Below are 13,823 nucleotides of genomic sequence, written 5' to 3' on the forward strand. Positions count from 1 at the left end.
ACTTATAGATTTGTAACGATGCCCTATAAAATTATATAAATACCTGTAGAAAAAAACGTGCCGGCGTTAAAGCAAGTCAACTTTTTTCTTGAAACAGGTATTAACCTATTCCATAAAAAGGAGCCACCATGAGGCTAGAAGAAGTCAACAATCAGTCTCCTCACCAGGTCGTAATTGTTGGTGGCGGATTTGGCGGGCTTTATGCGGCGCAGGAACTTAGACGCGCCTCTGTAGAAGTCACGCTCATCGATAAACGTAATTTTCACCTATTTCAGCCCCTCCTTTATCAAGTAGCTACCGGCAGCCTGTCTCCCGCCGATATTTCCTCCCCCCTCCGCGCCATATTAAGTGGGAGTAAAAACACAAAAGTTTTGATGGCAGAAGTGCTTGATATCAAACCGGAAGACCAAAAAGTTGTACTGCGTGGCCAAGAAATCCCTTACGACACATTAATTGTTGCCACCGGCGTCAGCCATCACTACTTCGGAAAAGATGAATGGGCCTCAATGGCACCGGGTTTAAAAACCGTAGAAGACGCCATAGAAATGCGGCGTCGCATCTTCCTGGCTTTTGAAGCCGCAGAGAAAGAAACCGACCCAGAAAAACGCCGCGCTTGGTTAACATTTGTCGTCGTCGGAGGTGGCCCTACCGGCGTCGAATTAGCGGGTGCTTTATCAGAACTTGCTTACAGCACACTCAAGAAAGATTTTTCTAAAATTGACACCACAGAAGCTCGAATTTTATTGCTAGAAGGCATGGATCGAGTGCTGCCACCTTACCCACCAGAGTTATCAGAAAAAGCGCAACAATCTCTGGAACACTTGGGCGTCACTGTGCGGACTCGCACCCTGGTGACAAATATTGAAGATCATCTCGTTACCATGCGCTGCGGCGAGGAAACCGAACAAATTCAGGCCCAAACAATTTTGTGGGCTGCCGGCGTCAAAGCATCAGGAATGGGACAAATCATTTCTCAACGCACCGGCGCAGAACTGGATCGGGTTGGGCGAGTGATGGTGGAATCAGACTTAAGCGTAAAAGGGCATCCCAATATTTTTGTCATTGGCGACTTGGCAAACTTTTCCCACCAAGAGGACGGCAAGCCGCTTCCAGGCGTTGCCCCCGTCGCCATGCAAGAAGGGCAGTATCTCGCTAAACTCATTAAAGCCAAACTTGCTGGGAAATCTCTACAGCCTTTTAGCTATGCAGACTATGGCAGCTTAGCCGTGATCGGTCGCAATAAAGCGGTTGTTAATTTAGGTTTCGTGAAGTTCTCTGGGTTCCCAGCTTGGTTGGCTTGGGTGTTCGTTCACATTTACTACCTGATTGAATTTGACAACAAACTGATTGTCATGATTCAGTGGGGCTGGAACTTTTTCACGCGCAAACGCGGCGCACGTTTAATTACCAATCAAGATGAGAAGATTGAAGTAGAAGGAGAGGTAGAAAACTTTGAGCAGATGCCGGTGACTAACAAATCTCCTGTTGAGGTTTAATCAATACTTAAAAAGCGGTTAAGAATAAGGGTGCATCTTCCTCAGGTTATACAACCATCGGGGATGAATTTAGATTGTAAAATCCTCCCAAAAGGAAGATTCGCAGCAAAAGGTTGTGACAGTAAACTCATGAAGCAACCCCCCTTAGATGTGCGAACGCTTTTGTGGATACTTACTTTGTCAGCCTGTTTGTCATCGGCTTTCTTTTGCTTCTCGTCACCCTCGGTTCTGGCTGGATTTCACGCTTACCGTTATCCTACGCCCTGATTTATTTGCTTGTTGGTATTGTGTTGGGTCCATACGGAGTTAAGCTAATTGACTTACGACCCGACGCCAAATTTTTAGAACGAATCACGGAATTTGTTGTTATTGTTTCTGTCTTTAGCTGCGGCCTCAAAATGAAGCGACCCCTGAAATTGTGGGCGTGGAATATAACGGCGCGTCTGATTGGATTTTTAATGCCAATTTCCATCTTTGCCATTGCTGCTGCCGGCCATTGGATTTTAGGTTTTGGTTGGGGTCCTGCTATTCTCCTAGGAGCCATTCTCGCACCGACTGACCCAGTTTTGGCTTCCGAAGTTCAGATGGCCCACATGGAAGATAAAGACGAATTGCGCTTTGGCTTGACTTCAGAAGGTGGTTTAAATGATGCGCTGGCTTTTCCGTTTGTTTATTTTGGGCTTCACGCATTAAAAGATAACAATTGGGATAACTGGCTTAAACAGTGGGTTGCCATCGATTTAATTTGGGCAATTGCCACCGGCATCGTCATGGGAATTGTGGTAGCAAAAGCAATAGCTTGGGTTGACAAGCTACTTCAAAAATACCGCCCTGTTGATAACTTGATGGAAGATTTTATTGCTCTCAGCACAATTTTACTCACCTATACCCTCACAGAATTTGTCAATGGTTATGGATTTCTCGCTGTTTTTGTTGCAGGTGTAGTCTTTCAGAAAACTTACCACAATCCGGAAAAATCGCTCTCTCAGCTAGAATTCACAGAGCGAATTGAAAAACTCATGGAAGTCGCTACCATTTTGCTCTTAGGTTCGCTCTTGCGATTTCAACCGATGATAACCTATGCCGGCGACAGCCTAATCATCGGCGGATTGGTGCTTTTAGTCATTCGACCGCTCGGAGCGTGGCTGAGTACACTAGGCGGGTATTGGCAACCAAAAACCCGCTGGCTCTTTGGCTGGTTTGGCATTCGCGGTGTTGGGTCTTTATATTATCTAGCCTATGCATTTAGCCACGGGTTAAAAGATGAAACAGGTGAGCGACTTGCTTGGATTACTTATACAACAATTGTAATTTCTGTAATTATCCACGGAATTAGTTCAACGCCTTTAATGAACTGGTATCACGACAAGGTTGAACCAACCCAGCCTTCCATCGTAGAAAATTGAACTAACCCACCCTTCCATCGGAGAAAGCAGGAAATCGCTGAAAACTCTAATGCGACTTCCTGCTTTTTTCGTCAGATCTGATTTGTTATTTGGTAATTCGCCGGTGTCCGAACAAACCGGCAAATTACGCCGTTAACCCAAAAACCCTAAAACCATTTACCTAAGCTATAAAGCGCAGTTAACACCGGCTTTTAGCGTCCGTCTCTATCGATGTCACCGGGAACCGCCCGTTCCACCCGGTTCCATGCATCACGGGTTGCATGCTTGGCTTTATCCCAACCTAAGCGTGACTGGCCACGATCCGCTTCATAATGACGTTGTAGATCCGGCTCTAGCTCGTCGTAGCTTTTGCCTGTGCTGGAGTAGGTTCTGTAACCTTCATAGCCGGTGCGATAGGCCGGGTGATAGTCGTCATATGCCATCCCCGGTTCAACGTAGGATTGAGAGGTATAGTTATCACGCCAGTAAGCCTCTTCCACGGTGGGATCGATAGCTTCAGCAACACCCTTGCCGGCTAATCCACCCGCAACTGAACCCACCACAGCGCCTATAACCGCACCCACGGGTCCACCAACTGCTGCACCAATCGCTGTACCGGCAGCACCTGCGCCGGCAGCACCAATCCCTGTACCAACTGGATGTGCTCCAGGCTGACCGGAAAGCGGGTCACGGTTGGCATCCGGTTCGTTTGTATTGCGTATGTCGTTGCTCATTAGTATTTTTTCCTTTGTGTTCAATTGCGTATTCTTTCTTAAACCTACTCTTTAAATTCCCCGGCAAACATCTTTCTGAAGAGTGACTTTTTTCTGTAGTTTTTATAACCTTTTTAACTTTTATTTAATAAAATATCCTTGCCATTTCTTTCATTTCAATCTTTAAGATTTAGTTTAAATTTATTTAATTAAATATAACAATCTTAATTTAAGAATAAAATATTTAATACTAAAAACTCCATCCAAACAACTGTTTAAATGGAGTTATTTTTGAAACTTTGGAAGGAAAAATTAAGCTATTTATATAGCATCAGACCTACCATTTAGTTCCTTGTAAACTAATCGTTACCAGTCACCTTCTCAATGGCCTCTTCGGCTTTTTGGATTAAGCCTGGTTCGGGATTTTCATCTTTGTATTCCTCTAAATTCTCTTCGTAAACCTTCTCAATGCTTGTCTCACTTTGAGCTTCCTTTACGGCTTCCTCATAAGCCTGTTCCCGACTCAGACCGGCTTGAGGATCGAGGACATCGGGATCGGGTAGAGCCGGCTTTTTACTAACGGCTGTTGCTGCATAACTTGGCTGAGGAGCAAAAATGAATAAACCGGACACCCCGAGTAAAGTCATTAGGCACACAATCACAACGCTCTTGCGTAATGCTTGCCCTAAAGCTTGTAAAATCCGCTGCATATAAAATACCTCCTCTGACATTTTTGTTGGGAAATTGTACTGCGACGTTTGGCTATAAGAAGCATATTACGCTGACAACTCCAGCGTTTACTTCTACCGGCAGGCAGATTCAAGCATTCGGGAACTTAAAAATTGTTACAGCAACAATGAATAACTATATAGACAGATAAAGACGGTTAGTGCTGTAACACTTCTTGATGAATCTTCAAGCCGCGACTTTCTAAGCAGTGCTCAAATAAATCAGTTGGTAGCGCTTGTTCAACCGGCCACACTCCAGGCTTGTTGAGCTTGCCAGACAAAATGAACTCAGCAATGGTGCCGGTGCCAATGCCGGTAGCAGTTGCGGCGTTATCATGCACCACACTGGTGCAAAAAGTCGCCGGCTCTCCGTTCTTGCGTCCCATGACCTCAGATCGAACCGCCACCCCAGTCCCGATAATCCGATCGGTCACACTCGTCATGCGATAACTGACGTGAGAGAGAAACTCAATCACCGCGTTATTCCGTAACCAACTCGATGGCCACAAGTTTGCGACGATCCAAGTCATGTGATTGTAAAGATCCGGGGCGGTGCCAAACTTGGTAATCACCGTTTTCACGTCAGGGAAGGATTCAGGCAGCGTGAAAGCTTCCGGCATATCAAACCAGTAAACGCCGGTCTTGCCATAAGGGGCGGGAAACTGAATCGTTTCGCGTTGGGTGTAAGGCTTCACCTGTTGCCACTGACCATCGAGCCAAACATCAAAAGGACTTTGCAGACCTAAAAACGTCGTTCGCATCACCGTCATGCCGGCACCGCCAGAACTCCCCACCACATAGGTTAAATGGATGCGTTCCGCTTCATCTAACTGCTCAATGCCCTGGCGCACCATGCTATTAGAAACCCCAGGAAAGATGCCGGTGTTAATAATCGCCGTCACCCCAGCCGCCTTTGCTGCCTCAGTGCAATCTAACGCCTTGCGGGTAAAACTGCGGCTGTCACTCACATCCACATAATTCACACCTTCCTCAATGCAAGTTTTGAGAACATTTGCATCTCGATAGTGAAAAGGGCCGGCACAGTGAACCACTAAATTAGAATCGGCGATCGCTTTCCTCACCACCTCGTGTTCCGCCAAATCCAAAGCCACAAAATCTACGTTAGGACCCAAATCATCACTGACCTGCTCCGCTGTATCTGCGTTACGCCCAGTAATCATAATTCGCGCATCCGTATGGTTGAGTAAATCTCTCGCCACACTGCTGCCAATGCGCCCTCGTCCGCCAAGAATTAAAACACGATGTGTCATCTCTTAATCATCGCTAACACTACCTTCAGTTCATCATTTTTGAGTGATCCCATTCATCTGCAGAAAGGATGAACAATTTAGAATGAAAAATGAAAAAGGGGCCAGTAAGCAGATTTCAAGTTTCAAAGTTCTTGCCCAAAAGCCTACAGAAACTTTTTTATCCTTGTGCGGGCATGGTACTACCATGCCCCGGAACCCCTCACGTTTTCTTAAACAAATCCTTTGCCGTTGATTTAATAGAATTCGCCGCATCACTTAGGGTCTGAGCGATCGGCTGCTGTGTGTGCATGAAGATGCGAGCACAGTTGCGTCCCGGCATCCCAGAAATAGACCCACCCGGATGCGTGCCGGCCCCTGTGAGAAACAGCCCTTCTATCGGCGTTTTATAGTTTGCCAACTCTGGCAAGGGGCGGAAGAACACCATCTGATCCAGCGTCATGTCGATGTGGTAGTAATTGCCTTTATAGGCTCCCAAACGTGCGCCCAATTCCGCTGGACTTTCCACCCGGCGAGCGATTGTGGCTTTTTTGACATTCGGCGCATAATCGGCAAGCTTATCGACAACGCGATCTGCCACTTGGTTCTTCAGTTCATCCGTCCAGCCGGTGCCATTCAGGCCGGTTCCCTCCGCGCCGGCGATTTGATAAGGAGCAAAAAACTCAATCCAAACCGTATGCTTACCGGGGGGTGCCATTGATGGATCGAGCATCGTCGGCTGCACCACATACATCGAGGGATCGGAATCTGGAATCTTGCCAACGCTCGGTTCACTGTGCGAGATCTCAACGTGTCTAACCGAGTCAGCAATTAGAATTGAACCGATTAAATACTCATCTTTGTGTTCGTGATGCTCAAACCGTAGTGGTTCGTCCATCGCCAAGTCAATCTTGAGGATAGTTTCGTTGTTGTTGACGATCCGGCGTTCCAAGCGCTCTCGCAGTTCGGGATCAGCAGAGTCCACATCGCTTTCATCTACCAGTTGTAAGAACACGCGCTTGGCGTCAATATTGGAAATCACGCCGCGTTTTGCCCGATATTCTGTGCCATTCGCCACCCGAACGCCCACGGCCCGACCGTCATCAATTAAGATTCGCTCAACGTGCTGATCTGTGAGAACTTCTCCGCCTAAAGCTTTCACTAAATTAAGCAATGCTTGCACTAAAGCGCCGGTGCCGCCACGCGGTCTTGCCATACCGGGGTTGTGACGCATTGCCATCATGATCGCGCCCACAGAAATAGTTTTTTGGGAGGGAGGCGCACCAAGTTCGGCTGCGAGTCTTGCCAGGGGTGCTTTTAAAAATTCGGAATCAAACCATTCATTTATGACATCTTCCGCGCTGGTGAGCATGGTGCGAATAAAGTCCAGCGTCTTGTCAGGACCACCGATCACAGAAAGTAATTTTTTCAGCTTTTCTATGTCGTAGTTGCCGGCAATATCAACAACAGACTTAGGCGGTGCGTTGAAAACGGGAATCATCGCGCCAATGACGCGCTGCCAGAAATCTGTGTATTCTGCATATTTTTTAGCGTCGCGCTCGTTATACCGGCCTATTTCAGCACAGGTTTTTTCAACGGATTTATGTCCCAAGAAGTATTTGCCATCGGGATGGGGGCAAAAAACGACTGGATCACACCACAGATACTCTAAACCGTACTTTTCCAGTTCTAATTCTTCGATTACCGGCCCTAGGTGGATAAATTCGTGGTCAATCGCGCAGAGGTTAAATTTAAAACCAGGAGCCTCTTCAGGCATGGCTTCCTCGGTTGTTGCAGCACCACCGGGGACTGAACGTTTTTCTAATAATAGAACGCTATACCCAGCTTTGAGGAGATAAGAAGCGCAGACCAGCCCGTTATGACCGGCTCCTATGATAATGACATCATATGTTTGCATAGCTGAAGTTTTATGAGAGTTGGACTGGGCTTATCTTATAAAAGTTAACAAATTCTCAGGCTCTACCACGCGACAGAGATTAATCCGAGGGGTGCGAGGGTTGCCGGCAGAGACGAGTGTTAAAAGCCCACACACGGCCAAAAAAAATAACAATTCCAGGCAATTGTAATGACATTAGATACACGCAGATTTTATAAGGCGTGCAACCCCAGCAAGACACTAAGGGGAGAAAATGAGAGCAGCGATCTGTACTTTGTCGATTTGTCGCCGATTCGAGGTCGCCGGCTGATTGACGAATTCAAGCAAACAATTACCCAGGCACGCTTTCAGCCAACCTGTCAGCTATTTACTGCACATATTGGCTGCTGGAAAGAAATAGAACTGCGCCGGCTGCAAGTTGAGTTAAATGAGCAAGGATTTCATATTGTCTATTGCAACGTCGGCCAGGATTTGGAGCTGGTAGATATTGAGATCAGTGATATTTTGCTGGTAATTGCTGGTCAGGTGAGTGAAAGCATCTAGAAGATTCAAATTCATCTGTAACCGCAACGCTTTAAAGCATTACTCAAAGCCGCAGCAGAGTTGTTGCAAACAATTCTTGAACTGGGGGAAGCCGAGTTTTCGCTTTAAGATATAGAGCCGGCATCACTCCCAAAAGGTCAATTTAAACGCTACTACTGAACACAGTGAGTTTGTGGAACTTCTCTATGGATGCAGCATAACTTTGGAGAAGAAGCGGAAAACCTCGCCCTTAAACTAGCTTATTTCTTAACAATTTTTATCTTGATGCAGCATAATTTTGGAAAAGAAGCGGAAAGCCTCGTCGTTAAACCAGTTTATTTCCCAACAAGTCTGCTACTTAACTAAGACTTTAGGGCATCCTATTAAAATAAAAGCTCTCTTTATAAACCTATGACTCCTGTAGCACAGCAACTGCCAATAATTTCTGGCTATACCTTGGTCGAGCAACTGTATCTAGGTTCCAGGACGGCTGTCTATCGAGGAGTGCAAAACTCGCAGCAATGTCCGGTGGTGATTAAGACATTGCGGCACGACTATCCCAGTTTCAGCGAATTGGTGCAGTTTCGTAATCAGTATGCGATCGCTAAAAATCTCGACATCCCAGGCATTGTCCAACCGATTAGTCTAGAACCTTATGCCAATGGCTATGCCTTGGTGATGGAAGACATCGGTGGCATCTCCCTACGTCATTACATTCATGCTTCCCCTCTGACTGTCGAACAATTCTGGCCAATTGCCCTGCAGGTTGTGGATGTCCTCCACCAGCTCTATCAGCAACGAATTATTCACAAAGATATTAAACCAGCCAATATTCTGATTCAGCCAGAAACTGGGCAGATTAAGGTAATTGACTTTAGCATTGCTTCCCTCCTGCCCCGTGAAACTCAAGAGATTCAAAATCCCAACGTTTTAGAAGGAACCCTAGCCTACATCTCACCGGAACAAACTGGACGGATGAACCGGGGGATTGACTATCGCAGCGATTTTTATTCCTTGGGAATTACCTTTTTTGAACTGCTCACGGGACAGTTACCATTCCCAGCTGACGAGCCAATGGAAATGGTTCATGCCCATCTCGCTAAGCAACCACTCTCTGTCTGCGATCTCAACCCTGATTTGCCCATCATACTCGGTGAAATCATTCGCAAACTGGTGGCCAAGAATGCCGAAGATCGCTATCAAAGTGCCCTCGGTCTTAAGCATGATTTGATGCGATGCCAGCAAGAGTATCAGGGTGCGGGCAAACTCATTTGGTTTCAGCTAGGTGAACGGGATATCAGTGATCGCTTTTTGATTCCCGAAAAACTCTACGGACGAGAACAAGAAGTTTATACCTTGCTTGATGCTTTTGGACGAGTTGCCAACGGAGCCTCCGAACTAATGCTGGTGGCAGGTTTTTCCGGCATTGGTAAAACCGCCATCGTCAATGAAGTGCATAAGCCGATTGTGCGGTGGCATGGCTATTTCATCAAAGGCAAGTTTGACCAATTTAACCGCAATCTTCCGTTTAGCGCCTTTGTCCAAGCCTTCCGCGACCTAATGGGTCAACTGCTGAGCAGTGATGACGCACAGTTGCAAGCATGGAAAGCGAAGATCCTAGCGGCAGTAGGTGACAATGGCCAGGTGCTAATTGAGGTGATTCCTGAACTCGAACAGGTACTTGGCCAGCAACCGCCGGTGCCAGAACTCTCCGGCAGCGCCGCTCAGAACCGTTTCAATCTGCTGTTCCAGAAATTCATCACAGTGTTCACCACGCCAGAGCATCCACTGGTCATTTTCCTCGATGACTTGCAGTGGTCTGATTCGGCTTCTCTGAATTTGCTGAAGCTACTGCTGACAGAACGTGATCGTGGTTATCTGTTCATCATAGGAGCCTATCGGGATAACGAGGTATTCCCGACTCACCCTTTGATGCTGATGCTCGACGAGATTAAAAAAGCTCAAACCCTGATCCATACCCTCACACTGGAACCCCTCAGCCAAGCGGATGTGAATCAGTTAACGGCAGATACACTGAGTTGCTCGATTGAACTGGCTCAGCCGCTGACGGAGTTGGTCTATCAAAAAACCAAGGGTAATCCCTTCTTCCTCACCCAATTTCTCAAAGCGCTGCATGAGGACGGCTATATTTCGTTTGACTACCAGGTAGGACATTGGCAGTGCGACTTGGCAACGGTGAAGTTACTTGCGCTCACGGATGATGTTGTCGAGTTTATGGCACTTCAGTTGCAAAAATTGCCGGTTGCAACCCAGACTGTTTTGAAACTGGCGGCTTGCGTTGGCGCTCAGTTCGATTTGGCGACCCTGGCGATTATCAAGGAGCAATCACCCGAAGATACCGCTATCGACCTCTGGAAAGCCTTGCAAGAAGGCGTGATTTTACCCATCACCGAGGTCTATAAGTTTTATCAGCCGGCAGAACTGAAGGTGGCTGAAGTCTACCAGGCAGCAACGTTTAACTGTTCCTATCGCTTTCTCCATGATCGCGTTCAGCAAGCTGCCTATTCCCTCATCCCTGACGAGCAAAAACAGACGACTCACTACCAAATCGGACAACTTTTGCTGCGACAAGTTTCCCCAGCCGCCAGAGAAGAGCGCATCTTTGAAATCGTCAATCAGTTGAACTATGGAACCACACTGGTTGAGGAACAACAGGAACGGGATGAACTCGCACAACTCAACCTAACTGCTTGCCACAAAGCGAGATCCGCCACCGCTTATCAAGCTGCCCGTGAATATGCCAAAGTGGGTTTGGAACTACTAGGAACAGACGCTTGGCACCGGCACTATGAAATGGCGCTATCCCTATATAACTTAGCTGCCGAGGTCGCTTTCTTAGTAGGCGATTTTGAGCAGATGGATCAGTGGATTAAATCGGTGATTCATCATGCGAAAACGCCTTTAGAACAGGTGCAAGTTTATCAAGTCAGAATCCAAGCATTGGTCGCCCGCAATCAATTTTTAGAGGCGATCGCGATCGGTCAATCGGTCTTCCAAATGTTGGGCGTGAACCTGCCAGACGAAACAACACTAGAGGATATTCGGCAGGTGAAGCAGGAAATCGATGCCTTAATTGAGGGTCGCTCCATTGAGTCATTCCTTCATCTGCCGGCAATGACCGATCGCCAGCAGCTCGCCATTATGCAAAATGCGGCTCGGCTGACACCCGTCTGTTACATGACCGGCTCAAAGCTCTATTTCCTGGTCGTTGCGCTACAAGTCAAGTTGTCGATTCAATTTGGCAATAGTCCGGTTTCGGCCTATTGCTATGCCGGTTATGCCTTCCAACTCAGAACCTTGTGGTCAGACATGAGCAAGGTGCCTCAGTTTGGGCAACTAGCATACCAACTCGCCTCAGAGCCAGATGCCAAAAATATTCGAGCCGCAACAGCCCTGTTGATGGGGGGATATGTGGGACACTGGACGATCCATCTGCAAGAAACCCTGCCCATTCTGCTGGAAGGCTATCAAGCTGGATTAGAAACCGGCAATCTAGAATTTATGGGCTACGACGCACAGTTGTACTGCTTCAATGCTTATTGGTGCGGTCAACCGCTCGCTGAACTCGAACCGCAAATTCGCGCCTATTACCAACAGTTGTGCGACCTCCACCAAGTCACAGCAGCAAACTGTGTGTTGGCGTACTGGCAGGCGGCTCAAATTCTCTTGGGTCAGTCAGAGGACGAAATTCCCTTACGCCAGGATGCCTATGAAGAAAAAGTCCTGGCTGAGGCCAAAGTCGATTTTTACCGGCTATCCTTCTTCTACCTATATCGATTCACCTTGAATTACTGGCTGGAAGACTTTGCTAAAGCCGAACACGACGGCGCTCAAACGCGACACTATTTGGCTGGAGGGATGGGAAGTATCGTTGAACCGATCTTCTACTTCTATGATTCTCTGAATGTGCTAGCCACTCCTCCTGAATCGATATCGGAGTCAGAGCCACGATGGCAGCGAATGCAAGAAAATCAAGCCAAGCTAAAAGACTGGGCAGATTATGGCCCTATGAATTACTTGCACAAATATCATTTAGTTGAAGCCCAAAAGCATCAACTCCTTAATTGCAAAACAGAAGCTCTAGAATTTTATGATTTAGCAATTAAAGGAGCCAAGGAAAACGGTTATATCCAAGAGGAAGCATTAGCCAACGAACTCGCCGCCAAATTTTACTTGGAATGGGGCAAAGAAAAAATTGCTCAAACTTATATGCAGGAAGCCTACTACGGTTATGCTCGCTGGGGCGCAGAAGCGAAAATCAATGACCTAGAAAAACGCTATCCTCAACTCCTTAAACCCATCTTGCAACAGCAAGAACTCAATTTCAATCCCTTAGAAACTATTACCACTTTAACTCGGAATTCTGTGTCGTTATCGACTCACACTTCCACCAGCACTACGAGTATTTCTGATGCTCTTGATTTCGCCTCCATCCTTAAAGCTGCCCAAGCGATTTCTAGTAGTATTAAACTCGATGAATTGATTACTAGCTTAACCAGAATTCTCTTAGAAACTTCTGGAGCCAAAAAAGCGGTACTCATTTTACCCGAAAAAAATACATGGCAAGTTAGGGCAATTACCTCGATTCATCTTGACAGCAATTCCTCGGCTTATATCCAAACTATCCTTGAATCACAACCTGTAGAGCTTTGTCAAGATATTCCCAAGAAAATTATCTATTACGTTAAGAATACTCAACAAAAAATTTTCATCGATAACTTGCAAACAGACATTCCTGGGGTTATGGGAGAATATATGCTCACCTATCAACCCCAGAGTGTATTTTGTCTACCGATTCTCAATCAAAAAAACCTAGTGGGAATACTTTATCTAGAAAATCAACTCACCAGAGGGGTATTTACCAAGGAGCGCTTAAAAGTCATTAATCTGCTGGCTTCTCAAGTTGCAATCTCTCTAGAGAATGCAAGACTCTATCAAGAAGCGCAACAAGCTTTACAAGATTTACAACAGGCACAATTACAAATTGTACAGAGCGAGAAAATGTCTGCTTTGGGGAATTTAGTTGCTGGAGTCGCTCACGAAATTAATAATCCAGTTGGTTTCATTGCCGGCAATCTAGACCCAGCACAAGACTATATTCAAGACTTGTTCAGACTGATCGACTTGTATCAGAAAAAACTACCCAATCCTGACACAGAACTTGCAGATGAAATTGAAGCAATCGATATAGAATATCTGCAAGAAGATTTGCCGAAATTAATCGACTCGATGAAATTGGGAGTAGAACGAATTCGTAATATCAGTACCAGCTTGCGAACGTTTTCCAGAGCGGATAAAGATTACAAAGTTCCCTTTAATATTCATGAAGGAATTGATAGTACAATTTTGATTCTCAAACACCGATTGAAAGCTAATGATGACCGACCGGCGATCAAAGTGGTCACAGAATATGGAAACTTGTCGGCAGTTGAATGCTTCCCTGGACAACTCAATCAGGTGTTTATGAATCTCCTTGCCAATGCGATTGATGCCCTGGAAGACTCGAATCAGGGACATAGTTTTAAGGAGATTCAAGCAAGTCCCAATTGCATCACGATTCGGACAGAAATGAAAGATAACGAGTGGGTGATGATTAACATTGCTGATAATGGTAGTGGCATGACAGAAGCGGTGAAGCAGCGCATTTTTGACCATCTGTTTACCACGAAAGCGGTGGGTCAGGGAACAGGATTAGGATTAGCGATTGCCCGTCAGATTGTGGTCGAGAAACATGGTGGCCGGCTGGAAGTCCAGTCGGAATTGGGACAAGGCACTGAGTTTTCCATCTTCCTCCCAGTTCGGAGTTAAGTTATC

9 protein-coding genes are annotated in these 13,823 nt (G+C 46.4%); 5 read left to right on the plus strand and 4 right to left on the minus strand.

What is annotated here, in order from left to right:
* The first annotated feature begins 128 nt into the window (after positions 1 to 128).
* Together H6F56_RS02470 and H6F56_RS02475 are read left to right on the plus strand one after the other, a co-directional pair.
* Entirely contained in the window at positions 129 to 1,496 is a 1,368-nt protein-coding gene (locus H6F56_RS02470; RefSeq protein WP_190665280.1) for an NAD(P)/FAD-dependent oxidoreductase, read from the plus strand.
* Between the two features lie 164 nt (positions 1,497 to 1,660).
* Entirely contained in the window at positions 1,661 to 2,902 is a 1,242-nt protein-coding gene (locus H6F56_RS02475) for a cation:proton antiporter (RefSeq protein ID WP_190665281.1), read from the plus strand.
* A gap of 191 nt (positions 2,903 to 3,093) precedes the next feature.
* Here the strand turns inward: H6F56_RS02475 and H6F56_RS02480 are convergent, their stop codons facing one another.
* From H6F56_RS02480 to crtO, 4 genes are all read right to left on the minus strand, one after another.
* Positions 3,094 to 3,615, minus strand: coding sequence for a hypothetical protein (locus H6F56_RS02480; RefSeq protein ID WP_190665282.1), 522 nt, complete (start codon positions 3,613 to 3,615; stop codon positions 3,094 to 3,096).
* A 338-nt stretch (positions 3,616 to 3,953) separates the two neighbouring features.
* On the minus strand, positions 3,954 to 4,304 hold the full coding sequence (locus H6F56_RS02485) for a hypothetical protein (protein ID WP_190665283.1): 351 nt from the start codon (positions 4,302 to 4,304) through the stop codon (positions 3,954 to 3,956).
* A 176-nt stretch (positions 4,305 to 4,480) separates the two neighbouring features.
* Positions 4,481 to 5,593, minus strand: a complete 1,113-nt coding sequence (locus tag H6F56_RS02490; RefSeq protein WP_190665284.1) for a saccharopine dehydrogenase family protein — start codon at positions 5,591 to 5,593, stop codon at positions 4,481 to 4,483.
* 199 nt (positions 5,594 to 5,792) lie between these two features.
* Positions 5,793 to 7,487 (minus strand): beta-carotene ketolase CrtO, encoded by a 1,695-nt coding sequence (gene crtO, locus H6F56_RS02495; RefSeq protein ID WP_190665285.1) that lies wholly within the window; start codon positions 7,485 to 7,487, stop codon positions 5,793 to 5,795.
* A 168-nt stretch (positions 7,488 to 7,655) separates the two neighbouring features.
* Between crtO and H6F56_RS02500 the strand changes: the two genes are divergently transcribed.
* The 3 genes from H6F56_RS02500 (at position 7,656) to H6F56_RS02510 (ending at position 13,817) form a co-directional block, all read left to right on the plus strand.
* Entirely contained in the window at positions 7,656 to 8,009 is a 354-nt protein-coding gene (locus tag H6F56_RS02500; RefSeq protein ID WP_190665286.1) for a hypothetical protein, read from the plus strand.
* A gap of 189 nt (positions 8,010 to 8,198) precedes the next feature.
* Positions 8,199 to 8,354 carry a hypothetical protein gene (locus tag H6F56_RS02505; protein ID WP_190665287.1) on the plus strand — a complete coding sequence of 52 codons (156 nt, stop codon included), beginning with the start codon at positions 8,199 to 8,201 and terminating at the stop codon, positions 8,352 to 8,354.
* A 45-nt stretch (positions 8,355 to 8,399) separates the two neighbouring features.
* Complete coding sequence (locus tag H6F56_RS02510) at positions 8,400 to 13,817, plus strand: ATP-binding sensor histidine kinase (protein ID WP_190665288.1); 5,418 nt, start codon at positions 8,400 to 8,402, stop codon at positions 13,815 to 13,817.
* Positions 13,818 to 13,823: the final 6 nt, after the last annotated feature.

Origin of the sequence: Microcoleus sp. FACHB-672, from assembly GCF_014695725.1 — a bacterium.
Taxonomy (GTDB): domain Bacteria; phylum Cyanobacteriota; class Cyanobacteriia; order Cyanobacteriales; family Oscillatoriaceae; genus FACHB-68.

Bases quoted from the DNA above. Each gene is read 5' to 3' on its own strand.
- crtO (WP_190665285.1), bottom strand. From the start codon at position 7,487: ATGCAAACATATGATGTCATTATCATAGGAGCCGGTCATAACGGGCTG.
- H6F56_RS02505 (WP_190665287.1), top strand. From the start codon at position 8,199: ATGCAGCATAACTTTGGAGAAGAAGCGGAAAACCTCGCCCTTAAACTA.
- H6F56_RS02500 (WP_190665286.1), top strand. From the start codon at position 7,656: ATGACATTAGATACACGCAGATTTTATAAGGCGTGCAACCCCAGCAAG.
- H6F56_RS02510 (WP_190665288.1), top strand. From the start codon at position 8,400: ATGACTCCTGTAGCACAGCAACTGCCAATAATTTCTGGCTATACCTTG.
- H6F56_RS02490 (WP_190665284.1), bottom strand. From the start codon at position 5,593: ATGACACATCGTGTTTTAATTCTTGGCGGACGAGGGCGCATTGGCAGC.
- H6F56_RS02470 (WP_190665280.1), top strand. From the start codon at position 129: ATGAGGCTAGAAGAAGTCAACAATCAGTCTCCTCACCAGGTCGTAATT.
- H6F56_RS02485 (WP_190665283.1), bottom strand. From the start codon at position 4,304: ATGCAGCGGATTTTACAAGCTTTAGGGCAAGCATTACGCAAGAGCGTT.
- H6F56_RS02480 (WP_190665282.1), bottom strand. From the start codon at position 3,615: ATGAGCAACGACATACGCAATACAAACGAACCGGATGCCAACCGTGAC.